The organism is Streptomyces sp. NPDC002324 (assembly GCF_053593335.1).
The window spans coordinates 36,837-59,476 of the sequence record NZ_JBSFCF010000045.1 but is presented as its reverse complement, the minus strand read 5'-3'; the positions used below and the strand labels follow the sequence as shown (position 1 = coordinate 59,476).

Sequence of the window (22,640 nt, the reverse complement as noted above, 5' to 3'; positions counted from 1 at the left end):
CTCCCCGGAAGGGAGCCCTCACCGTGGCGTCCACCAAGCCGACAGCTCCGCCCCCACGGCGGCCCGGACTGCGGGGCTGGGCCGGGCCCGGCGGCGGCGCCCAACGTCTCGTGGCCCCCCACCCCGAGTGGCGGGCAACCACCGTCCAGGCCTGCGGCCTGTGGCCGTACGTCGCCGGCTCCGGCACCCCGATGATGGGGGTGCCGCTCGGCCGCAGCATCCTGACCGGTTCCACGGTCTGCTGCGACCCGATCTCCTGGTTCATGCGCGCACAGCTGATCCACAACCCCAGCGGCTTCGTCCTCGGGCAACCCGGTCTGGGCAAATCCACCGTCGTGCGCCGCATGGCCCTGGGCCTGGCCGGATACGGGGCTCTGCCGATGGTTTTCGGTGACCTCAAGCCCGACTATGTCGACCTCATTCGCGCCCTGGGCGGGCAGGTGATCACCCTGGGGCCGGGCCGGGGCTTCCTCAACGTCCTCGACCCCGGCGAGGGCTCGGCCGTCGCCGCGCGGCTCACCGGCGACGCCCGGCGGGCTCTGCTGGCCGACGTCCACAGCCGCCGACTCAACATGGTCTCGGCGCTGATCACCATTCTGCGGTCGGCACCGCCCTCGGACCGCGAGGAAACCATCCTCGCGGCCGCCCTGCGCGTGCTCGACGACCGGCACACGGGCACCCCCGTCCTCGGCGACCTCGTCCAGGTCATCAAGGACGCGCCCGAGGACGTGCGAGCGGTCGCCCTCGACCGCGGCAGCATCGACCGGTACCGCGACATCACAGAGGCCCTGGAGTCGTCCCTGACGTCCCTGCTGGGGTCCGGGCGGCTGGGAACGACGTTCTCCCAGCACACCAGTGAGCCCATGCGCCGGGACAAGCCGGTGTGCTTCGACATCTCCGGCATCGACGACGGTGAGGAACTGCTGCAGGCGGCCGCGCTGCTGTCCTGCTGGTCCTACGGGTTCGGTGCGGTCGCCGCCGCGCAGGCCCTCGCCGATGCCGGGCTGGAGCCCCAGCGGCACTACTTCCTCGTTCTCGACGAACTGTGGAGGGTGCTGCGGGCCGGCCGCGGCCTGGTCGACCGCGTCGACGCGCTGACCCGTCTCAACCGGCAGCGCGGCGTGGGCACCATGATGGTCACCCACACCATGAAGGACCTGTTGGCGCTGCCCACCGAGGAAGACCGGCTCAAGGCCTCCGGGTTCGTGGAGCGCTCCGGCATGGTCATCTGCGGCGGTCTGCCCCGCGACGAGATGCCCCGGCTGACGCAGGTCGTCGACATGACCAGCGCGGAACAGCAGATGGTCACCGGCTGGTCGACGCCCCCGGGATGGGACAGCAAGGCCGAACCCCCGGGCCGCGGAAACTTCCTGATCAAGGTCGGTGGCCGGCCGGGCATCCCGATCCACGTCGATCTGACACCCAGCGAGCTGGAGGTCAACAACACAAACCGGCGGTGGACGAAGTGAGTTCGACCTCGAAGCGTCGCGGGCCCGGCCGGGACCTCAGCGGCCCCGTCATGGTCGGCGCGGCCTCGGCGGCGTTCCTGGCGGTCGGCATGGCCTGGACCTCGGCGGCGGCCGGAGCCGCCCTCACCGGGGCCACCGCCCCGCCCGCCAACCCCTTCGCTCTCCTGTTCAACCTGGCCCAGGGCACCTACCGGTGGCCCGGCGCCTGGTCGACCGCCGTCCTCGTCGCCGAGCTCGTCGCCCTGGCCGCTGTCGCCGTCCTCATCGTCCGTGCCGTGCGACGTGCCTCCGCCCGACGCAAGCCCATCGACGCCGCCGCCCGACACATGGGCAAGGGCCGCGACCTGGACAAGATCAGCGAACGCACGGTACTGGCCAAAGCCGACCGGCTCGGCGTCGCCGAAGGTGTCGCGCCCGGCGTGTACCTCGGACGGTCGGTGATCGGCCGTCAGCCGCTCTACGGCAGCGCGGAAGACACCTACCTGGCGATCTGGGGCACCCGCTCCGGAAAAACGACCACGCTCGCCATTCCGGCCGTCATGCGGCACGGACAGGCGCCGGTGCTGTGCACCACCAACCGCCGCGACCTCGTCGACGCCACCCGCCTGCCGCGCTCCCGCGTCGGCGAGGTGTGGGTGGCCGACTTCCAAGGGCTGCTCGGCGAGGAACCCAGCTGGTTCTGGGACCCGCTGACCTACGTCACCGACATGACCAAAGCCGCCCGCCTCGCCTCGCATTTCGCCGCCGACACCCGCGCCCCCGGCGCCCAGACGGATGCCTACTTCGACCCCGCCGGCGAGGAACTGGTGGCGAACATGCTGCTGGCCGCCCGCCTCGACAACCGGCCCATCACGCAGGTGTACCGCTGGCTGTCCAACCAGCGTGACGACGAACCGTATCTGATCCTCGAAGAAGCCGGCCCTGACTACCGGGCGGCAGCCGAGGGCCTGCACAGCGTCCTCAACGCGGCGGACAAACAGCGCTCCGGCGTCTACGGCACAGCGATGAAGAACGTGGCCTGTCTGCGCGATCCGAAGGTCACGCGCTGGGTGACCCCGCCCGACGAGGGCAACCTGACCAAACGGCGGGCGTTCCGGCCGGAGAAGTACGTACGCAGCACCGACACCCTGTACCTCGTTTCACGGGAGGGCACCGGCAGTGCCGGCGCCCTCGTCACCGCGCTGACGGTGGCAATCTGCGAGGCGGCCGAGGAGTTCGCGATGCAGTCGCCGAACGGGCGTCTGGCCCGGCCCCTGCTGCCGGTCCTCGACGAGGCCGCGAACATCTGCAAGTGGAACGACCTGCCCGACATGTACTCGCACTACGGGTCGCGCGGAATCAACCTCATGACAATCCTGCAGAGCTGGGCCCAGGGCGTGACGGTGTGGGGGGAGTACGGCATGGAGAAGCTGTGGGCCACAGCGAACGTCACGAGCTACGGCGGCGGTGGCCGCGACGACCGGTTCTTCTCCCGGATCTCCGCCCTGGTCGGGCAGTTCGAGCCGCTCACCTACTCCAAGTCCCGCCAGCCGGGCGGGCACTCCAGCAACCCGTTCGCCTCGAACGTGTCGACGACGATCGGCAGCCGCCAGGAAGAGATCCTCAGCGCTGCGGACCTTGCCGCGGTCCCCTCCGGGCGGGCCGTGCTGTTCGTCTCGCAGACCCGCACCACATTGGTTGAGACCAAACCCTGGTTCGAATACGACTGGGCACCCGAAGTGACCGCCTCCCTCAACAAGTACGACCCGGGGGCCACGCCGTGACGGACATCGTCGACGAGTGGGATGACGCGCCCGCCCCCACCTCCGGGGGCGAGGGAGCGGATGGTGGCACACCAGCCGAGGAGAGGGAGGCAGGCCCTCCGGCCGGAGAGCCGGACGGCGGCAAGCCGGCTGGGAAGAAAGGGAAGAAGCGCGGCAAGAAGAAGCCTCCTCCCCTCGTCTTCCCACACGTGGAGGCCTTCGTCACCGACTACTTCGCGCCCACCTACCGCCGCAAGATCAACGGCTCTTCCGCCGTCTGGTGCCCGGAGTGGTGGCGCCACCCCGAAGCCCTCCAGCGCATCACCGCCATCTGGCGAGCCTGGGAGAACCTGCGGCACGATCCGGCGCTCGGCCTGTCCACCTGGTTCCTCCAGCACGCCGACCCCCACATGCGGGTGCTGCTCGACCCCGACAACGGCCCCTTCAACGGGTGCAGCCCCAAGGACGGACACAGCTCCCGGCCGTCACCGCCACTGCCGGTGAAGCCGGCTGACCCGGTTCTGTGGCTGTCCCCGGCGTTCAGCTCCAACACCGACACCGACAGCTGACGACACCGCCCGTCGTCCGGCCGGTGGGGCCGGAGTGAACAGCCAGAGCCCCCGATCTCGCGTGCACACGCGAACCCTTCGTGCACACGCGAACCCTTCACGTCGCGGCGTGAAGGAGGGCAGAGCAGTGGGGGCAGACCGTTCTCGGTCTGCCCCCACTCCCTTTTCACTGCCTCCGGCAACCGGCTACCGCTCGATGCCTGCCCCTCGCTCACGGCCCGACTCGCGGCCGTTCCCCGCGCTCCGGGCCCCACGGGCCGCCGGTACCGCGGTCGCGGCCTCAGCACCCTCCGGGAAGGCCTGTGCGGCAACCCGGACAGCCTCAGCAACCTCCGTGTCACCCAGTTCGGCGAGTGCGGCGTCAGCGGCCTGGCGGCGCTCGGCGTTCGGGTCCGCCTCGAACTCCCTCGGCTCTTCCTCCGCCCTCTGCCCGGCTGCCTCGTCGGCACCGGCATCGGTGCCCCGTCCGGTCTCGCCGCTGCCGGGCTCCCGCGTGCTCTTCGGCTGTCCGAGTTCCTCCCAGACCGTCGAATAGACGTCGGCGCCGGGCGGCAGCGTCCGTTCCCCGGTGCGGAACTTGCGGCACTCTGCCGTGAACGCGTGAAACGGCACTCGCCGCGCGGTCACGGCCGGCTCCTGACGCACCACCGACACCGAGGAGACAACCCGGGTCGAGGTGACGACCTCGGCGGGGTTCGCGCTGCCGGGCGAGGCGAGCACTTGCCAGGCCTGGGCGTCGGCTGCGACTTCCTGCACGACGGCAGCGAGACGCTGGCGGGCTTCGGGGTGTAGTGGCTTACCCCAACGGGCCTGGTACTCGTCCGCGAGATTCTGCGTCACCTGAGCACCCCTGCCCTGGAATGCCTGTGCCTTCACTCCGAGGTCCTGATCGCTGAGCCACACTCCTTGATCGTGCATCGCCAGGCCTTGGCCGCCGACGGCCATCGCCTCCGTCACCAAGGTGCTGGCCTGTTGCTCGTACCGGGTGCGCTGAGGGTGCCCCTCGGGCAGGCGCCCGGCGTTGTCATTGAGTCGCGCGGCTTGCTCGAACGCGCTGTACGACTCGGCGAACAGCTCCTGAGCCTGCGCGCGCAGGGCCTCGCCCTGGGCAACGATCCGCGTCGCCGGACCGGGCGCTTGGCTGCCGCCGAAGAGTGCCGCGACCCCGTCGGCGTCAATCGTCTCCGGGACCTCCAGGCCGTGATGTTGGGCCAGACTCCCGCGCAGGAAACTGTGCGCGTCGTCCCGGGCCTGGCCCTCCTGCCACCCTTCCACGTACCGCCACGCCCCTGCGATCTCCGCGGCGCTGGCTGTCTCCCACCACTCCACGTCAAGACTCTCGCGGAGCCGGGCCGCGTCAACGACGTGCCCCGGGTTCTCGCCTCGCAGCGTGGCAGTGACGACGGCCAGCCGAAGCGCGGTGTCCGCCTGCTGCTGCCGCAGTCCCGGCAGGCCCTCGTCGATCGAGGCTACGTTCCCCGCCAGCCGGGAACGGGTCCTGTCGTCAAGACCCTCGGTCTCCAAACGGGCGGCATACTCCGATCGGCGGGAAAGGCGCCGGTCCTCCTCCTCCGTGAGCCGGTCCAGTTCGACAGCCAGCGCGTAGATCATCTCGTTGTCTGTGGCCTGCTCAGTACCCTCCACAGCAGCCCGCCGCCACGACTCGGCTTCGGCAAGTACCTCCTCTACCCGATCTCCCCGCAGCACTGCGGCGGGCACGTGCGCCGCCCTGGGGTCCCCGGTGTTCTCAACGAGTTCGACGGCATACCGCTCTCCACGGTCGTTCGCCTCAGCGCCGGCCGCGGATCGGGCCCACTCCGCATAGGCCCGTCCGGCCACCGCGTCCACCGGCATCCCTGCCGGCACCCGGATCTCACTGCGCGACACCACACGCGAAGGGTCATTCAGGTCGCGGACGAGGACGACGTAGGACACCTCGCGCTCGGCTTCGGCGGCCTTGCGGGCCTCCTGCAGAACCTGCCGGAACTCGGGATCAGCCACAGTCAGAATCCGCGACAGCTCCCCACCGCCCACCGGCCAGTGCGGCGTCTCGATACCGAACCGCTCACGCAGATTCTCGCGCAAGACTTCGAGGGTGTACGCGGCATACGGATCGCTCGCCGCCCACTCACTCGCAGCCTGCCAGGCCTGCCCGATGCGACGGGGGTCAGCGTCCCGCCAGAACCGCTCTTGGTGAACTCCGCTCAGGACAGGCTGAACGGCGGCACGCTCCGCTCGAAGCCGCTCGGCCATCTGCGCGGCCCGCGCCTCGGCGTCCCGCTGTGCGGCCTCGTACCGCTGGCGCCGCTCCTCCACGATGCGCTCGGCGATGAGCGTCGCGACCAGGATGGTCAGCCTGGCCACATCACCGCCGAGCTGGGATCCGGCCGCATACACCTCGCTCGCGTTACGGTCATACACCTCGGCCATTGAATCCCTCCCGTTTAACGGCCTTCACCAGAACCGCGTTCCGGCCCGAACTGCCCTGGACCACGGTGTTGTTCAACTCCCGGCAGCGGCAGCGCTCCGGGGCTGTCCTGCATCGCCGCCCTGCTCTGCTGCCACCGGTACAGATCCCCGCGGGCTGCATCCTCGATCTGGCGGGCCTGGTCGCGCTCGTCCCGTGCCACATGCATGGTGTGAATGGCTCGTAGCGTGTTGCGTAGTGCCATCACGAACGCCACCTGCCCGGCGACGGATGTACGCGAGTAGTGCGCCGCCATAGCGGCTCCTCTCAACTGGCCCGGCTGTCCGGTCAGCGGGGCGGATCGGAACTCCCTGGTGCGCTGAGCCGACCGTGCCAGAACGTCGGCTGCCCGCGCCAGAGGGCCTGGCCGTTCGCCTTCCATCCGCGCACTGAGTACAGCCAGCACACCGGATGCCTCGTGCGCAGCCTGGGACCACCGCACCACGTCTTCGACCGGTACGGCCTTCAACTGCTCACGCACCTGCTGAATCTGCTGCGCCGCCATCTCCCAGGCCGCCTCGTCCCGCAAGAGTGTGTTCGTCATACGTCCTCGTCGACCGGCCCTCGACGACCACACGGACACGGCTTCAGCCGGGTCACTGTCCGGCCACTGCTCCCGCAGCTTCGACAGAGTCAGGTCCTTGCCCAGATTGCCGCCTCCGTACCAGATCTGCGGACCGGAATCGCTGGTTCGCAGAGCTACGGAGTACCCCACTACCTCATCGCGTCCGCCGGCGGCGTAGCGCGGCCGGGCGATCACTCCGGAGGCTCGGAGATTGCGGACGAAGTCGGCTTCGCCTTCGGCAGTCGCGACCGCCGCCCGGACTCGGCGAGCGAGGGTGAGCCGGGCCGGCTCCGGCATGCCTCGACGGTCAGCCGACTCTCTCTCACCTCGCTTGACTCCGGGCATCGCACGCCCGTTGACACGGCCCTCCACGATCCGCAGGCCAAAGGCACGGTCGATCTGATCGCACACTGTCTGCGCTCGTGAATAGTCCCGCCACACATCCGCCTTGGTCCCGTCCGTCCGCACGAGATTGACGACGAGATGGATGTGGTCATTGCCGTTGACGCTCGGTCCGTGGTGCACTGCGATCCACCTGCACGGCGCCTTCCCCGAGGCCTCGGAGAACCCCATGCCGTCGACGAATCGCCGGGCGACATCGGCCCACTGCTCGTCAGTCAGCTGCCCGTCTTCCGGCGGCAGCGAGATCGAGCAGTGCCAGACATACCCGTCGGGGATCTCCGTCTGGAACAGGGTCCGTGGCGCGTCAAGCTCATCGGCAAGGCGCTTCAGCTCGCCCTCTCCCTCGAAGTACGGGGCGCCGGGCGCGACGATGTCGGCCGATGCGGCGATGAGTCGCTGGTTCACGTGCTCGTTGTGGTCCCCGGGCCCGAACAGGTACTTCACCAAGCCCTTGGATTCATTCCCACGGGTGACGTTCGGCATACTCATGACGTGCGGTAGCTCTCGGCGATGTCGTCGACCCGACCGGCCGCGACCGCAGCTCTCTCCAGTACGGCGCGGATCTCCCGCGTGGGCACGTCCACATCGCTGTTGAGCTTCCGAGCAATCTGGTTGACGTTGTTCGTCAAGTTCGCCAGCAACAGCTTGACGCCGGTCAGCTCCTGGTGAAGCGCATGCCGTTGGGATTTGGTGAGCGGAGGAACTCCGGTGGCCGCCTCGACCAGAGCACGGGGGACGCTCACCCCAAGGGCAATGGCCCGCCCCTGGATCAGCGCGAACTCTTCGTCACTCATCCGCACGTAGGCGGAGTGGGGCCGGCCGCCCTTCTCCCGTCTGCTCCGACCGCCGGGGGGCACGGGCCGACGTTCCGACGTCCTCTCGTTCACGCCCTCAGTCCTCCCTCTCAGCGAAGCGACCCCACTTGTGGGGACCACACGCCAGTGTGCCAGCAGTCGCCGCCGCCAGGCGACTGCCAAGCTCAATCAGATATCTGATTGTCTAGCTTGCTGGGCCTGAGTTGCTGTGGTTCTTTCGGAGAAACCCTTGTCGGACATGCGCGCAGATGTAGCGCCCACTACCGGCGTGAATGGGCCCACCTGTAGGACGGGTCGCGCCGTGTCCTGGGGTCGGGTCGGGCCTAGTGGGCGGTCCAGCGAACTCGATACACTGGGCCCTATGGCCAATGACAACTCGTCATCACAGTCACCTCGTAGCGTCGCTGAATCCCTCATGCGCCAACGGCTCGATCTGGTCGACGCACATGCCGCGAACGTCGCCGCTGAGGCGACGGCGCGCGAGCACCTCGCAGAGCTGGAGCGGGCGACTGCGCGTAGTTGGGTAGATCTGACCGCAGCATGGACCCCGGACGAAATCCGCCGGATGTCGTTCAAGGAACCCAGGGTGAAGGCGCCGGGCCGACCACGAGCCGCTGCGCGAGGCAGCAAACCTGCCTCATCCTCCTCGGCAAGCCGCTCAGCTCCCGCAGTGCCTGAGCAGACGACTCCGTCGCCGGTGGCGGACGAGCCCGCTCGCCCTGGAATCGGTTGAGCCGGATATCTCCACAGCACGATGGGCCCCGCCGCAAGGCGGGCCCATCTCCTTTTCATCGCGGGAGTGAGTCAGTCGTCCCTGTGATCTAGTCCCCGGTCTGAAGGGTCCCGCGCTCCATGGCGGGGCCCTTTCGCCCGTCCGGAACCTGCTCAACGAGCCGCGGCTACTCGCCGGGGTTTACATGGCGGGGGACATGCCGGGTGCGAGCCTCGTCGTTGTGCTCGTCCTCAAAGGCCGGCGGGGAGGGGAGGGGCGGCGGGCAGGGGCTCGGAGCGCCGTCCGCCGGGACCGTCGAGGGCTTGGCGCCGTACTGCCACCGCCACAGATGCGCCTGCGTGAGCAGACCATCTCACCGGAGCTGGCTGGCAGGGAGCACCTGCTGCCGCGATGTGGCCGGGCTCGGCGAGGTCGCTCCGCGTCGGCGCGCGCATCATCGTGAGGACGGCATCGCGACGAAGAGACTGCGGCCCGCCTACCCGGGGATGGTGGTGAGCGGGCCGCGGTCTCCCGGGGCTAAAAGGGGTCCGGCCGCTCGGCCATCTCCCTGATGCGCTGAACCACTGCGAGACAGTCCCCCAGGCCGCGGTGAGGCCCGTTGAGCCGCTGGAATGACCAGTCATTCCAGTGCTGGGACCACTCTCCCGCGTGGATGGCATACGCGAGCATGGCGCATCGGCTCCACTGCTGGCCGGCCATCCACTCCTCTGCCCTCGGGTGGATCGTGTCGTCTTGGAGGGTTCCGGGGAGCGTCGGGGTGTGTTCGCGGTGGTACCGGTCCAGTTCGTTGCGCAGGACTCCAGCGTCGAACGCCTGGTTCCATACGATCACCTGGCGACCGTCCAGGGCGGCCGTCAGCTCGGGGAGAATCTCGCCGAAATCACGCGCCTCTCGCACATCATCGTCGGTGATGCGATGAACCGCAGAAGCCTCCGGCGGAATGGGAATGCCGGGCCGTACGAACGTGGCGAGGAGCATCGCGCCGGCTGCGTCCGTGATCCCGATCTCGACCATCCGGACATCGCCGTGGAGGCCGGTGGTTTCGAGGTCGAGGACGGCATACGCCTGGGGATCGGCCATGACCGCGCGGGCCCACTCGCGGACCGGTCCCAGCTCGCACCACCGCCGACGTTCGCCCTCCTTCCGGATCTCCTCGGCCCTCTGCCGGCGCTCGGTCCCGCAGGGAGCGCACAGGCGGGGGAACTCGTCGGGCCAGCCGTACGGGTCGGCGGCCTGGGCGGCCTCGACCTCGGCGCGGGTCGCGGTCTGCACGGTGCAGTCGGGGCAGTGCCGATGCAGTAGGCGGCGGACGACGTTCTCACTCCGGCGAACGGTGTACCGGCACCCGCCGCAGGTGCGGGTGGCACCCACCAACTCCGGCTCTGGAAAAGTCGCCTGACAGCGCCAACAGGTGCGGCGCCACAGCTCCTCGCGATCGCGGTCGCAGGCGTCGCAGACACGTCCCTCGACCGGCAGCCACGGGTGAGCGCGGTGAGGCAACGGACGCTCGGACCGGGCGGCGCACAGCACACACGTCCGCCGAGCGGCCCGCTGCCGCTGCTGGAGGGCGGACAGGGGCCGCATTTCCTGGGCCTCGTCGAGCCGGTACAGCGGTACCTCGCGGGCGGGCCGGTAGGGCGGCTGAAACCGGAGATAGGCGGCAGGTTTCTGCCCCGGTGCGCGCTTGCGGCGGCGCTCCTTGAGCTGGGTCTGCGTGAACAGATTCACCGGAACCGGGACTTCGTAGACGGGCAGACCCTGGTAGTGGTCGACAGCCTGAGGAGGGACCCTCTCAGCGGTGCTCTGTGCGGTGGTCACGACTCCGTGGCCTCCCTCTCGCGCTGGATGACGGCTAACAGGCCCGGGGCGACTTCTGCCCTGACATAGACGCTCGTTCGGGAGTCGCTCGGGTCGCGCCGCTCGCACGAGTCGCTGACACCCGTCACCCTCACGCCTGGGGCGTTCCTCAACGCCTCCACCAGCGCCTCGCACTCGTCCGGTGTCCCGACCACCCGCACCTCGGCGGACGGCCTCTCCTCCTCGGCGCGCTGCCGAAAGAGGGCGGTCACCGGAGCGTCCGGCAGGGTCGGGTGGTGGGCGCAGAGCACGACCCAACGGCCCTGCTCGCGGACCAACGTACCGGCCCCGGCGGGCACATGCGTGGCACAGCTGCCGCACGTACCGGGATGCCGGTTGGCACGGCCCGTCACCGGACGGCGCCCGCAGTCGACGGAATCGCCTCCGGGTCGCTGTCCAGCCATCCGAAGTCACCCGCCAGATGACGCCCTTCGTCGTGCGGGTCCTGATCGCACTGCCACCAGTCGCCATAGTCGTCGGGCCACAAAGAGGCGCACTTTCCCGGGGCAGGCTTCGGCGCCGGGACCAGCAGACCCGCCGCGGTGAGCACCTCGGCGACAATCTCGCCGATCACCTCGTCCGAAACCGGGACGCGCGCGTTGCCGACGACGTTGCGCACGCCGTACAGCGCGTGACTGTAGGCGTCCTGGCCGAGGACGGTGCGGGGGGTGCGGTTGCTCGTCATGCGTCGTGCTCCTCGTCGGTCTGGGATGCGATGAACGCGTCCAGGGCGGCGCGCAGCCGTCGGCCCTCGGCGTTGTCCGGCAGGCGTAGGCGCCGGGCGGCCAGGTCAGCGACGTAGCGGCGGATGCCGGGTAGGGATGCCTCGGTGCCAGCGGTGGCCGCGGCCGTCAGCTGGTTGAGTGCCGTCCGGACGTCATCGGGAATGCCGTCGGGCCTCGTCCCGTCGAGGAACGGAGCGGCGGCCCCCATCAGCTCCGCCTCGACCGGGGAGAGCGGGGACTGCGGCTCGTCCTCGCGGGTCTCCGGGGCGGCCGATTCCGCGGCGCTCCGGCGCTTCCTGCGGGCCCCGTCCTCAGCCATCTGCTCGCGCAGCTTTTCGAGCCGACTGGTGGCCAGTTGCGCCTGCTCCTCAAACCGGGCGGCTTGGGCCTCGGCACGGTCACGGCCCGCGTCGGCGGTGTCCGCGCGGCGCGTTTCGGAGTCGGCCCGCTGCTCGGCGGCCTGGACCCGACCCTCGACAACGATGAGCTGACTTTCGGCGGTCAGGCGGCCGGCCCTCTCCCCGGCGAGCTGGGTGCGCAGGTCCTCGACCTGTCCGGTCAGCCGGGTGCGCTGCTCGTCGAGCGCCTGGCGAAGGTCCTCGACCTCCGTGGCCAGACGGGCGCGCTGTGTCTCGGCGCTGTCCGCACGACTTTTCTCGCTGTCGGCCAGGCGGCTGGCGGCGTCTGCCTGGGTCTGGGCATCGCGGCGCTGGGACTTCTCCTCACCGAGCTGCTCGCGTACTTCCCTGAGCTGCTCGGTGAGGTTGTTTCGTTCACGGGTGATCCGGTCGAGGTCGTCCTCGGCCTGGAGGCGTTTGCGGTTGGCTTCGCTGAGATCGCGTGCGGCGGTCTCCAACCGGGCCACGGCGTCCGCGCGCTCACGGGTCGCGGCGGTCGCTGTCTCCAGGGCAGCATCCCGCTCCTCCTTCATGCCCGCCCGCTCGCGCTGGGCGGCCTCGCGCAGGCCCGTTTCGGTGGCCGCGTGCCGCTGGGCCGCATCACGTTCGGCGACCGCTGTCACACGGGCCTGCTCGGCCTGCTGCTGCTCGGTCATCGCCCGATCGGCACGCTCGACGGCCCGGGCCGCCTCCTGCTTGTACGTCTCCCGGTGACGTACGGCCTCGTCGCGCAGCTGCTCGGCACGCTCCTTGTCGGTGACGGCCTGGCGCTCGGCGTTGCGGGCGTCCTCGGCTGCTTTCTCTGCGTCCTCCTTGGCCTTCCGGTCCCGCGCTGCGGCGGCGTCGGCCGCCTGCTTCTCCAACCGGGCCTGTTCGGTTTCCGCGCGGGCCTGGGCGGCCTCGCTGCGGGCGTTCGCGGCTGTCTGGTTGGCCTGGGCCACGTCGTTGGCGGCGGCCGCCCGAGCGGCTGCTAGCCGGGCCTCGATCCCCTCCGGGTTGCTGATCTTCACCAGGTCCCGGCGCAGGTCGTCCACGACCTGTTCCATACGGGTCTGGAGTTCCTCGGCACGGTTGAGCTGCCCTGGCAGGCCGGGGGTGTTGCGCTCGCGGGCGCGGGCCTGCTTCGCCTCGTTGGAATGCTCGGGACTGCAGTACTCCGGCGGCCGCCCGGCTCCGGCGGGCTTCTCCCGGGGAATCGCCTTGCCGCACAGTTTGCAGGGGCCCGGCCAGTAGCCGTGGGGCGCCTCTTCCTCCTCTCCGCCGGGGTTCTCGCCGAGATCCTCGGTGGTGGGCGGTGTGCTCATCGGTGCGGTGCCTTCCTTCGGGATGGGGCCCGCGGCCGGGGCCGGGCGGACCGGGGGTGAGGCGCGGTCAGGCCGCGATCGTGAGGTTATCGGCGCACAGGGCCGCCAGGCGGCCGAGCTGTCGGCCGATCCCGAGATGGGCGAGCGGGGTGTGGGCGGTCGGCCACACGGCGAGTCCGTGCTTGGTGTAGTCGCTGGGGGTCAGCAGGATGACGCGTTCGGCGTCGGCCAGGCCGAACGCGTCGGCCTGGGCGCGCAGTTCGTCAACGGTGATGCTGCCGGGGTCAGACCACTGGTGGTCATAGGGCTCGATCACCCGATCGAGGGGCACCAGCCCGTGGAGCGCGCTGAGTACGAGCACCGTGCCGCCGGTCGACGTGAGCACGTCGGCGGTCCGGCGGGCCCGCCGGTGCAGCGTCCCGGTGTAGATCTCGCCCGCCGGGGCCGAGCGGTCCAACTTGCGTCCCGAGCACGGGATGACGACGACCGGACCGGCGGCGGCCGCCGTCACGGACGGGTCGGTGGTCGAGTCGGCTTCGAACAGCGCGAGTTGCGCCGCCGGTGCCTCGTTCTCGACGGCGGCCGGGCTCTGGGCCGGCGCAGCCGGGCGGCGGCCGTGGGCCAGGTGCTCGGCCAGGCTCCACGTCGCCCACGGGCACGGGTGGCCAACCTCCTGGACCAAGCGGCCGCTGTCGGCAACGGTGTAGTCGGGGTACCAAGAGGCGTCGACCCGCATGGCCTCCAGCGGGGTGCGTACGGTCTTCTGCTGCCCGTAGGGGCGCCAGAGCACCGTGCGGCGGGCGAGCGAGACGACCGTCCCGCCGTGGGCATGCCGGGTGCGGGGGCCGGGCCGGTGCTGCGGCAGGTACTCGATGTGCGTGCCCGGGCCGAGGACACCGGGCCCGGCGACGTGGAACACGCCGTACTCGGGGGCCCGGTCGTCGGCGGGGAAGTCACCCAGGGCCGGGAACTGCAAGGTGAGGATCCGGCGAGGCTCGGCGGCGGCCGCCGGGGCGGCGGGTTCCTCGGCCGGGGCGGCGACGGGTGCGGGGGCCTCGTCGCGGGCCTGGCGGGCGAGTTCGGCGGGGTCGCCGTAGCAGAACTCCACGTTGCCGATCTCCTCATTGTGCTCGACGGGGGCGTGGATGGCGTCGTACACCGTGGCGTACCGGCGGGGCTCGGGGCGGGCGGCCTTGGCGAACAGCAGTGCCTCGGCCATGTGGTCGCGGGCGGCCTCGACGTCGACGGTGCTCGCGGTGGCCTGTGCGATCCGGGCTTGCAGGTGCAGCCAGTTCTCCGACCAGTCGGGCATCGGCGCGTCGTTCATGTCTGTCGCCTCCGGGCCGATCCATCCGGCCAGGTGCCGGATGTAGGACCGGCGCCAGTAGCGGCGCTCCGTGCGCCAGTGCGCGGCGTCGTGGATGTCCGTCCACCGCTGGCCGTGGGCCGAGTCCCGCATCCACCGGCTCAGGGTGCGCATCATCGTGGTGGCGGCCCGCTCGATCGCGGCGAGGAGCTGGGGGAGGTCGGCGACGAACCGCGCGACCTTCAGGACGGGGCCCTCGATGCGCAGCGCGTGCCGGGCCACCCGCACGTCCTCGCCGGTGCACCGGCCGCCCTGCCGCGAGAACGGCACCCCCTCCTCGAACCGGCGGGCGCGCACCCCGTAGCCGTCGGCGAGCCGCTCGGCGGCCTCGCGGCGGACGGTGCCGAGCTGGCCGGCGTCGTGCACCCGCACGATCACCTCGCCATACTCGCCGTCGGCGTACATCCGCTCGGCCCACGCAAGTGCGCCGGTGTACGGCGCCTTCCTCGGGGCCGCGTACTCGTCGACCGCCCAGCCTCGCCGCGTCCCGTGCTCACCGTTCGTCATCATGTGACCACTCTACCATTTCCGGATTACTGTTTCCGGTAATCCGGAAATTATCTGTTGGCGAAGAGCGGCGAATTCCAGGGGTTGAGGGGTGCCGACCTTCGTCGGCTGCGGCCCCCGTCTCGGGGGCGCGGGCCTTGCGGCCCGCCGAGGGCAGCGGCTGAGCCGGCCTGCCCCTCCTTCACGCCGTGGCGGTGAAGGCTTCGCGTGTGCACGCGAACTTGCCCCTGTGTTCTCGGGGCCGTCGGTCCGGTGGTTGATTTCCGGGCCGGGGTGCCGACGGGAGGGTACCTCTCCGGCGGCGGTGCGATTCGGCTGCGGGGCCCGGGGCCTGCGGTGCGTTCTCGCTGGGCGACATGGTACCCCTTCGGCAGCATGACCGTGTCTTTCTCTCCCCTACGTCGGCGTGTCGCGGCCTGGCTCGTCACGCGGCGGCTGTGTGCCCGTGTCCTCGCTCGTCCTGGCCTTGGTGGCGGCCGAGCTGGGCGGGGTCGACGACTCCGCCGTGCCGCTCGATCTCGCAGGCCTCCGCCAGGAGCCGGCCGGCGCCGATGCGCTGGGCCTCGATCTCCCACGCGGTGCGGTGGTCGGCGCGGCCGGTGCCGGTGCGGCGGGTGCTGTGGTGCGGGTGGCGGGGGTAGCGGCGCTCGTACGGGTCCATGCCGGGCACAACCGTCTGGCGAGCGTCGGGGCGGTCGGCCTGCCGCGGTTTGGCTCCGCGCGGCGCGGCGCACCATTCCTCCTCGGCCAGCCACCAGCGGTGACGCTCCTCGTCCACGCGGGCACTGACCGCAAGTTCTGCAGGCCTGCCCGCGTGCCCGAGCTGGGCGGCCGCCTCGTACAGGGTCCGGTTGGTGCGCAGGGCGGTCCGGGGAGCGAGTAGGCCTACCGCCATGAGGGCCGCCAGATGGCGCGTGATCGTCGCGGAGACATAGCCGGTGGTCCGGGACAGGTCAGGGGTCTGAACACCGCTCTGGACCGCCTCCAGAGTCCTCCCAGCGTGGTGCCCCATCCCGTGCCAGACGCCCGACTGCTGATGAACGATCAGATCCCGAAGGTAGGAGAGGACATCCCCATGCCCCCCAAGGGGGGCGGCGTTATCACTTCTGTCCGACCCCGCAGGATCTCTCTGACCTGGGGGTTCGTGGTGGATGGCACAGATGTGGTGCGGGTCGTCGGGGCAGGCGTGGGACGTGGCGGACGTGATCCGGCGGGCCCGGGCCGCTCCCGGAGCGGCCTCCTCGGTGGTGGCGATCCAGCCGTCCGCCTCCAGCCGCATGAGGCTGAGGGCGGCCGTGGACTTGCTGCGGCCGGAGAGCACCGCCAGGCGCCGCACGTTGGCGCTGATCGACGCTGATCCGGTCACCGCCATGAGGTACGCGACGGAGCGCAGGACGGCCAGGTCGGCGGGGCCGCTGGGGCGGCTCCACGGGGCGCTGCCGGCGGCTGCGATTCGGGTGAGCAGATCGGCGGCGGCCATGGCTCCCTCGCTGAGCGCCTCGCCGTCGCGGTGCCTGCCCCGGTGGCGCAGGGGCAGCCGGGCGGCGTCCTGTACCGCGAGCCACCAGCGGCGCGTCAGACGGCGTTCCGCCTCGGCGTCGTGGAGCCGCTGGCGGCCTCCACCCTCCGCACCGCTGGTCCGCAGCCACTCCAGCGCGGGGGCGGTGGCGGCGTCCTCGACCAGTGTCCGGGCCTGGGCGTACGTCCAGCCGGCCAGGGCGCAGCGGACCAACACGGTGTGTACGGCGGCCTGGTGGGCGCCGGGGGCGTCGTCCGGTCGGCGGGTCAGGGCCTGGAGGTCCCGGCTGCCGAGCGGGCGCCACGGCTGGCGCAGGCGAACGTGCCCGTCCTCGTCGGTGTCGAGGTCGCGGACCACCGGGCCGCGCTTCGAGATCGAGGGCGGGACGTGCTGGCCGGGGCGGCTGGCCCGGCGGCCGACCGCCGCGGTGGCGCGCTGCCCGAGGAGGGCCGGGGCGCCTGCGAGCCTCTCCAGAGTGCGGGCCAGGCGCCCGAAGTCCGCCGGGCGGCTGCCCTTGCGGAGGATCGCCACGGCGGCGGCCGGCTCGATGCCGTCCAGTTCGGCGTGTCCGCGGCCGCTGCGGTGCGCGGATCCGGGGGGGCGCAGAGCGCCGGACGTGGCGTTCGTCAGCGGCGTGGCGTCGACGCTCGGGTACAGCCGGTCGGCGAACTGCCCGATGGCGTACGCGACTTCGGGCGCGAGACCGGCGGGGCACGCCGTCCACAGGTGGATGCCGCCGGACGGGCCCGAGCGGACCGGGACGGACGCGATGTTGTGGGCGGCCAGCAACTCCGCCAGGGCGCGGGCGTCGGCCTCGACCTGAGCGCGGCCGCCATGTGAGGCGTCGAGGTCGAACGGCACGTACACATACCTGTACGCGCCTCCCCACCGGCGGCGGCGGCACGTCAGATACATGACGACCGGCCGCACGTCGTCGACCTCGTCCAGTCTCAGCGTGCCGGGGTAAGCGTTGCTCCATCCGCCGTCGCCGTCCGGTACGGCGGCACGCACGATCTTCCCTGGCGACAAACGCCGGAGAAACAGGGGCAAAACGTCTTCAGTTGGTGTGGTGGCGGTGTCGGTAAGTGGACTAATAGACACACCGGTTGGAGGCATGCCGGTGCCGCCACCGGGGCTCTGCGCTACGATGGCGAAAGCTCCTCGGTGCTAAGAGGACGCACGAAGCCCCCCGCACGTCGGCCTAGGAAACCGACAGTCGGCCTAGGAAACCGGCACGTGGCGGGTCAGTGCATGTTCTGTGGATCGGGAGTCTCGGCTACTAGGCGTAGGAACCAGAGGGAGCTGAGACCCCGGGTGACTGGCGCTGAACAGTCCGGCTAGGAAGGCCGGACCCCGTCAGGGAAAGTTCACGCAGTCCGTTTGATCAACTGGCCTCCTGAAGCGGGGTCGCCTCCGCGAACTGCTGCGCGTAGAGGGCTCGAATACCCGCACGCAGAACCTCAGCCCCGGACACCTGCAACTGGGCCAACAGGGCCTCGTACATGCGGCGCTCAGGGTCTTCAGGCCTGAGCGGGAGGCCTGGGCGCACTACCTTGCCGGGCTCGATCGCGTCGGACCGTCCCCGCTGCGCTGCTCCTCGTCGTCCTGCCATGATCGCGATCCTAGACCCTCCGGACATCGTGGCTCACGATATTCGGCGTGTCACAGGGACTTTCTTTGGGTATCCCCGCGCCGCTGCCCCGATTTGGGTGATCTTGCGTACTGCGGCGTTGACATGACGGGGCGACAGGGGGAGCGGGCCGTTCCGGGATCGGCCCGCTCGTCGGGGGTGGCTAGTCGTCGTCGCCCTGGCCGTTCTCCTCCTGCTCTTTCTCGAACTCGGCCCAGGCCTCGCGGTCTTCGGGCTCGAACCGCGCGCCGCAGTTGCCGCAGATGATCGGGCCGTCCAGCACCGACTTGGGCGTGACCTGGAGTCGGCGGGCCGGCTCGTCCTTGTCGTTCTTGCACTCGCAGACGATCGCCAGGCGCTTGCCCGCGCGGCGCTTCTTCTTCGGCTCCTCCTCGCCGCCGGTGGTGGTGGTCTCGTCGTCGCCCTGGTCCTCGTCGTCCCCGCCGGTGACGAGGGCGGGGGCGCCCAGGTAGGGGAGGCGGGCGGCGTCCAGACCGGCGATCACCTCGGCGTACCGCGCGGCGGTCTCATCGGGGATGGTGCACCGGGTCCATCCGTGGGTGGGCTCGGACTTGGCGGGGCCCTTCAGTCCCAGCTCCTCGGCGATCGAGACGAACCGCTTGTTGTGGTAGCGGTTGCCGTCGCCGCTGGTGTCCTTGATGCCCCGGCGGTGGGCAACACCGTGGGCGGCCTCATGGATGAGGGTCTGGAGCACCCGGCGGCCGCCGAGCGCGATCAGTTCGCCCGCGATGAACAGTTCCGACGCGCGCCCGGCGCGCTGCTCGTCCGGGACGGCCCAGAAGTCGGGTCCGTAGTGGCCCCACCGGTCACCGCCGAGCTGCCGCGCGGTGCCGGTGATCATGACCACTTGCGGGACAGCGGAGTGGTTGGCCCTGATGGCGGCCCATGCCGCTTCCAGGGCCGCGATGATCCGGCCGCCGTGGCCGTGCTCGACGGCGGGGGCCTGCTCGTCGTCGCGCTGGCCAGGGATGTTGGCGGTGGTGGTCTCGGTCATCGTCGTCTCGTTTCTCGTGTGCACGCGAACTTTAGGGGGATTGGCGGAGGGGCCGGGGGCGGGTGGGATTCGCCCCCGGCCAGGGGCGGGTTACTCCGCGCGGCGGTCGTGCTGGCCGGGGACGTAGGGCCCGGCGGCCGGCATGCTGGCCGGGCGCTGGGCGGGGATTCCCTCGATGCGCGGGATGGCGGGCGCGTGCGCGTCCGTGCCGGTCAGGTAGTCCTCGGGCCGGAGAAGCTCGTTGCCCTCGTGCTCGTCGTGCATGTCGCGGTCCTTCTGCTGGTGGTTGATGGGGTGTCCGGTGGGTGCCGCCCCTCCGAACAAAAACAACTTTACAGCACATCGTGACAGGGGTCAAAGCGACACGCCCTCATGTCGCGAGGGTGTGTCAGCCTCCGAAGTTTCCGCGGCAGAGCGCCACGATCGAGGGGTTGAGCTGGTGGTCAGCGGCGGTGCCGCACACGGCTCGCATGTCGTAGGTGGCGGCCGGGCGTTGGGGCTGCTGCCGGGGCCGTGGCGCCGCCTTCGTGGGCGGCCTCTGGACCGTCGTACGCGTACGGCGGCGCTCAGCGGGCTTCTGGGGCGCCTTCGAGGGGGCGGCTGCGGCCGGGGGCCGACGGCGCTGAGCGGGCGGATCGTCGGCGGCCTGGCGCTCGTGTTCGCGGGGCTGTTCCGGCGGCGGGGCGGCGGGGCGCTTCGGCTTCTCCGGCTTGGCGCTGCTGCGGGGCTTCTCGCCGGTGCGGAAGATGGCCGTGCGGGCGCTGGGCTCGGCGGGCACGGTGGGCAGGGCGGTGGGCGTCCGCGCTGCGGCGGGGGCCAGGCTCGGCCGCGCGCTCGGGAGTTGGGGGCCGGAGTCGACGCTGACGCACCCCGACAGGGCTGTGAGCGAGATCAGGGCGGCCAGGACGGCGGGCAGGTGTCGACGGCTCTGCCGGTACTGGTGGTGGCCCATCCGTCCACCGTCTCCTACGGGATCCGGCCGTGGCGGGCGACTCGCGGCCACACCACCTGGCCGGGTGACCTCGACGGGCCTCGGGTTGTCGGCCGGCGGCGCTGTGGATGCCGTGGGTGATGCGGTACACCTGGCCCTGCGTGATCACCCTCGTGCGGGCCTTGGAGATCGTGCACGACGGTCCGGGGCGCGGCCGACTTCCCGAGATCTGGGCAGACGTGGCCGCAGCTGCGGCTCGTACCGCGCCGCCGGGGCGCATGGAGAGCGGTAGCGGGTGGTAGCCGGGGCTGCCTGACGCTCAGTCGGGGGTGTTCAGGCCTCGGGCGGCCTTCAGGATGGCGGCGCCGGTGGTGCGGCTGACGCCGTACCGCGCTGCGACCTGGGCGCCGGTGAGCGGGGGCCGGTCCTCGGCGGCGGCCGTGAGTTCGGCGGCGATCTCGACGGCCCGGGGGTCGGGGCCTGCCCCAGCGGCGCCCCTGCGGCCGTAGTTGCGTCCCGGTGCGCTGGCCGCCCGTCCGGTGGGATGTGCGGGGTCCTCGCGCCGGTCGCCGGCGTCAAGCCGGGCCTGGATCTCGCGGCGCGGCCACCGGCGGCCGTGCTCGTCTACTCCGCCTGAAAGGTACCCGCTGGTGGCGTAGGCGCGGACGGTGGACGCCGTGACGCCGAGAACGGCGGCGGCCTCCTTGTCGGTCAGCAGATCGTCGGGGTGCTCGGCCGTCAGGTCCAGGGCGGGCGGGACGGATCTGCCCTGGGCGTACTCGTCGGCCTGGGCGGCGTCGTACAGTCGCACCCGGCCCTCGGCGGGGTTGACCCGCTGCACCCTCGTCTCGAAGTCGTCGCGGACCGTGCGCCGGAACACGTGCAGCTCGATGCCGAGCGCGGCAGCCACGTCGGCCTCCGTCCACACTTCGCGGCCCTGGGGGATCACGTCTGGTCACTCCTGCTCTGCGCTGCGGCGGCCCGCCGGTATGGGCGGCCGCGATAGACTCCCGTACATCATCGACGTCCAGTCCCTCCGGTCTGGTGTTGATGGGGTCGGGCCGACGGATGCCGTCGCCTCCCTCGGGAGGTGAACCGTCGGCCCATTTTCGTGCTAGTCGACGTCGCTGACGGTGACGGTGACGATGTGCCCCACCTGGAACGGCAGTTCTTCGTACTCGCGGGCGGTGTCGTCGTCGCTGACGGTGGTCTCGATGACGTCGCCGTCAGACTCGTAGATGGTGACCTTCTTGGCCATGATGTGCTCCGTTTCTCCTTGGGTCACTACCAGTTGAGGTGTGCGAGCGCGCGCCGCAGCAGGGGCGGTGCGCGGCGTACAGCGTGCGTCCGGCGCAGCACTCAGTCCGCGTGCCCTGTCCGGCTGGTGCTCGTGGAGCGGGGCGGGCCCCGGCCTGGCTGGCCGGGGCCCTGGTGGTCGTCGTCAGCTGCGGGCGGCCCGGACGGCAGCCCACCGGGCTTCCTCGATGTCGTCCAGGAAGTGTTCCTCAGCGCGGTCGGTGACGTCCTCGGCGCTGATTTCGAGGGCGGCGGCCGCCGCGAACAGCGCCGCCACGGTCCCGGCCACGGCGTCGAGGCCGCGGAGGTCGGCGCCGTACTCGGCGGCCGTCACCTCGGCCATGGTGACCGTGCCCCAGTGCAGCCCGTACGCGCGGTCGAAGACGACCGAGAAACGAAGCCATCCGTCGGCGTGGTGCAGCACATCGGCGATCGCGTCCGCGATCACCGCCATGGGCTCCTCGCCCTCGGCGGACCGGCTGAGCTGGCGGTGCATCTCCATGAGCGCCTGCCCCTGCGCGGTCTGCTCGGCCGGGCCCTGCTCCGCGCCCAGCACCTGGCAGGCGAGGAACTCCGCCACGATCTTGCGGCCGCGCTCGGCGCTCGCCACCTCGGGGTCCACCAGCACCGCACCGGCGCCGTAGGCGGGACGGGAGGCGTCCTCGCGGACACCCGGCACCGGGTACAGGGCCAGGCGGGCGCGTCCGTCCTCCTCGACCGCCAGGGCCTCGCAACCGGGGTCCTCTGCGATCAGCTCGGTGAGCACCTCGGCGAGCCGCAGGCGGCTGCCGTCGACCGGCGCATGGCGGTTCGCGGTGACCGGGACCCATCCGGTCCCGGCGGTCCGCACGCCGTAGATGCCCAGGTAGCCGCGTAGGGGGAGTGCGAACGACAGGTGGGTGACCCCGGCCGTCCAGAGCCGTTCGGCCAGGTGCGCGATCTCGGCCTGACGGGCGGTCGCGGTGGTGTTCTCGGTCATCTCAAGTTCCCTTGGTCGTCGTGCTGATGGGGTGTCCGGTGGGTGCCGCCCCTCCGAACAAGAACAACTTTACAGCGCATCATTACGCGAGGCAAGTCGGACCTTCGACCGGATGGCTGAATGCGCAGGTCACGAAGTTGACGGCCACCCCGGGGCTTGCCGGGTCCCGGTCCGGCGGGCTCGGGCGAAGGGCCAGGAGACGGCAACGGTGCGGGGGCGCGCTCGTCGACGGGCCAGGTCGAGGGCCGCCCACCGTTGTGGGGCGGGTGCCGCCCCGCAACGCTCGATCCAACGTCCAGCCTTGCCCGGTGCGTACCGGCACTCGGCACTGCTGGGGTTCGCGTGTGCATG

18 protein-coding genes are annotated in these 22,640 nt (G+C 71.1%); 3 read left to right on the top strand and 15 right to left on the bottom strand.

Annotation, left to right across the window (positions count from 1 at the left end; genetic code table 11):
• The first annotated feature begins 23 nt into the window (after positions 1 to 23).
• Genes ACWCRJ_RS38070 through ACWCRJ_RS38060 form a run of 3 tightly spaced genes read left to right on the top strand, consistent with a single transcriptional unit; the run spans position 24 to position 3,780 of the window.
• Positions 24 to 1,469: an ATP/GTP-binding protein gene (locus tag ACWCRJ_RS38070; protein ID WP_450943584.1), complete on the top strand. Its 1,446-nt coding sequence runs from the start codon at positions 24 to 26 to the stop codon at positions 1,467 to 1,469.
• A complete protein-coding gene (locus ACWCRJ_RS38065) occupies positions 1,457 to 3,232 on the top strand; it encodes a type IV secretory system conjugative DNA transfer family protein (protein WP_450943583.1) in 1,776 nt (591 codons plus the stop codon). Before ACWCRJ_RS38070 ends, ACWCRJ_RS38065 begins: the two co-directional genes overlap by 13 nt.
• Positions 3,229 to 3,780 carry a DUF4913 domain-containing protein gene (locus ACWCRJ_RS38060; RefSeq protein ID WP_450943582.1) on the top strand — a complete coding sequence of 184 codons (552 nt, stop codon included), beginning with the start codon at positions 3,229 to 3,231 and terminating at the stop codon, positions 3,778 to 3,780. The genes ACWCRJ_RS38065 and ACWCRJ_RS38060 overlap by 4 nt, the downstream gene beginning before the upstream one ends.
• Positions 3,781 to 3,966: 186 nt before the next feature.
• Here ACWCRJ_RS38060 and ACWCRJ_RS38055 read toward each other — a convergent pair whose 3' ends face one another.
• From ACWCRJ_RS38055 to ACWCRJ_RS37985, 15 genes are all read right to left on the bottom strand, one after another.
• Positions 3,967 to 6,210 (bottom strand): hypothetical protein, encoded by a 2,244-nt coding sequence (locus ACWCRJ_RS38055; RefSeq protein ID WP_450943581.1) that lies wholly within the window; start codon positions 6,208 to 6,210, stop codon positions 3,967 to 3,969.
• 14 nt (positions 6,211 to 6,224) lie between these two features.
• Complete coding sequence (locus ACWCRJ_RS38050) at positions 6,225 to 7,658, bottom strand: relaxase/mobilization nuclease domain-containing protein (RefSeq protein ID WP_450943600.1); 1,434 nt, start codon at positions 7,656 to 7,658, stop codon at positions 6,225 to 6,227.
• A gap of 41 nt (positions 7,659 to 7,699) precedes the next feature.
• Positions 7,700 to 8,008: a hypothetical protein gene (locus ACWCRJ_RS38045; RefSeq protein ID WP_450943580.1), complete on the bottom strand. Its 309-nt coding sequence runs from the start codon at positions 8,006 to 8,008 to the stop codon at positions 7,700 to 7,702.
• Positions 8,009 to 9,278: 1,270 nt separating this feature from the next.
• Positions 9,279 to 10,580 (bottom strand): exonuclease domain-containing protein, encoded by a 1,302-nt coding sequence (locus ACWCRJ_RS38040; RefSeq protein ID WP_450943579.1) that lies wholly within the window; start codon positions 10,578 to 10,580, stop codon positions 9,279 to 9,281.
• Positions 10,577 to 10,972 carry a hypothetical protein gene (locus ACWCRJ_RS38035; protein WP_450943578.1) on the bottom strand — a complete coding sequence of 132 codons (396 nt, stop codon included), beginning with the start codon at positions 10,970 to 10,972 and terminating at the stop codon, positions 10,577 to 10,579. The genes ACWCRJ_RS38040 and ACWCRJ_RS38035 overlap by 4 nt, the downstream gene beginning before the upstream one ends.
• Complete coding sequence (locus ACWCRJ_RS38030) at positions 10,969 to 11,304, bottom strand: hypothetical protein (RefSeq protein ID WP_450943577.1); 336 nt, start codon at positions 11,302 to 11,304, stop codon at positions 10,969 to 10,971. The genes ACWCRJ_RS38035 and ACWCRJ_RS38030 overlap by 4 nt, the downstream gene beginning before the upstream one ends.
• On the bottom strand, positions 11,301 to 13,046 hold the full coding sequence (locus ACWCRJ_RS38025; protein ID WP_450943576.1) for a hypothetical protein: 1,746 nt from the start codon (positions 13,044 to 13,046) through the stop codon (positions 11,301 to 11,303). The genes ACWCRJ_RS38030 and ACWCRJ_RS38025 overlap by 4 nt, the downstream gene beginning before the upstream one ends.
• Positions 13,047 to 13,113: 67 nt before the next feature.
• The gene (locus ACWCRJ_RS38020; protein WP_450943575.1) at positions 13,114 to 14,922 is read right to left on the bottom strand and encodes a DUF6884 domain-containing protein; all 1,809 of its coding nucleotides are present in this window, start codon (positions 14,920 to 14,922) and stop codon (positions 13,114 to 13,116) included.
• 421 nt (positions 14,923 to 15,343) lie between these two features.
• A complete protein-coding gene (locus tag ACWCRJ_RS38015; RefSeq protein ID WP_450943574.1) occupies positions 15,344 to 17,449 on the bottom strand; it encodes a hypothetical protein in 2,106 nt (701 codons plus the stop codon).
• 782 nt (positions 17,450 to 18,231) lie between these two features.
• On the bottom strand, positions 18,232 to 19,083 hold the full coding sequence (locus tag ACWCRJ_RS38010) for a hypothetical protein (protein ID WP_450943573.1): 852 nt from the start codon (positions 19,081 to 19,083) through the stop codon (positions 18,232 to 18,234).
• 90 nt (positions 19,084 to 19,173) lie between these two features.
• Positions 19,174 to 19,413: a hypothetical protein gene (locus ACWCRJ_RS38005; RefSeq protein WP_450943572.1), complete on the bottom strand. Its 240-nt coding sequence runs from the start codon at positions 19,411 to 19,413 to the stop codon at positions 19,174 to 19,176.
• A gap of 58 nt (positions 19,414 to 19,471) precedes the next feature.
• Positions 19,472 to 20,035: a hypothetical protein gene (locus ACWCRJ_RS38000; RefSeq protein WP_450943571.1), complete on the bottom strand. Its 564-nt coding sequence runs from the start codon at positions 20,033 to 20,035 to the stop codon at positions 19,472 to 19,474.
• Between the two features lie 298 nt (positions 20,036 to 20,333).
• A complete protein-coding gene (locus ACWCRJ_RS37995; RefSeq protein ID WP_450943570.1) occupies positions 20,334 to 20,963 on the bottom strand; it encodes a helix-turn-helix domain-containing protein in 630 nt (209 codons plus the stop codon).
• 165 nt (positions 20,964 to 21,128) lie between these two features.
• Positions 21,129 to 21,272, bottom strand: coding sequence for a hypothetical protein (locus ACWCRJ_RS37990; protein WP_450943569.1), 144 nt, complete (start codon positions 21,270 to 21,272; stop codon positions 21,129 to 21,131).
• Positions 21,273 to 21,455: 183 nt separating this feature from the next.
• Complete coding sequence (locus ACWCRJ_RS37985; RefSeq protein ID WP_450943568.1) at positions 21,456 to 22,289, bottom strand: hypothetical protein; 834 nt, start codon at positions 22,287 to 22,289, stop codon at positions 21,456 to 21,458.
• Positions 22,290 to 22,640 lie beyond the last annotated feature (351 nt).

Excerpts from the sequence above, each read along its gene's own strand:
- ACWCRJ_RS38000 (WP_450943571.1), bottom strand. The coding sequence starts at position 20,035 with ATGGGCCACCACCAGTACCGGCAGAGCCGTCGACACCTGCCCGCCGTC.
- ACWCRJ_RS38055 (WP_450943581.1), bottom strand. The coding sequence starts at position 6,210 with ATGGCCGAGGTGTATGACCGTAACGCGAGCGAGGTGTATGCGGCCGGA.
- ACWCRJ_RS38020 (WP_450943575.1), bottom strand. The coding sequence starts at position 14,922 with ATGATGACGAACGGTGAGCACGGGACGCGGCGAGGCTGGGCGGTCGAC.
- ACWCRJ_RS38010 (WP_450943573.1), bottom strand. The coding sequence starts at position 19,083 with ATGACCGAGACCACCACCGCCAACATCCCTGGCCAGCGCGACGACGAG.
- ACWCRJ_RS38025 (WP_450943576.1), bottom strand. The coding sequence starts at position 13,046 with ATGAGCACACCGCCCACCACCGAGGATCTCGGCGAGAACCCCGGCGGA.
- ACWCRJ_RS37985 (WP_450943568.1), bottom strand. The coding sequence starts at position 22,289 with ATGACCGAGAACACCACCGCGACCGCCCGTCAGGCCGAGATCGCGCAC.
- ACWCRJ_RS38030 (WP_450943577.1), bottom strand. The coding sequence starts at position 11,304 with ATGACGAGCAACCGCACCCCCCGCACCGTCCTCGGCCAGGACGCCTAC.
- ACWCRJ_RS37990 (WP_450943569.1), bottom strand. The coding sequence starts at position 21,272 with ATGGCCAAGAAGGTCACCATCTACGAGTCTGACGGCGACGTCATCGAG.
- ACWCRJ_RS38045 (WP_450943580.1), bottom strand. The coding sequence starts at position 8,008 with ATGAGTGACGAAGAGTTCGCGCTGATCCAGGGGCGGGCCATTGCCCTT.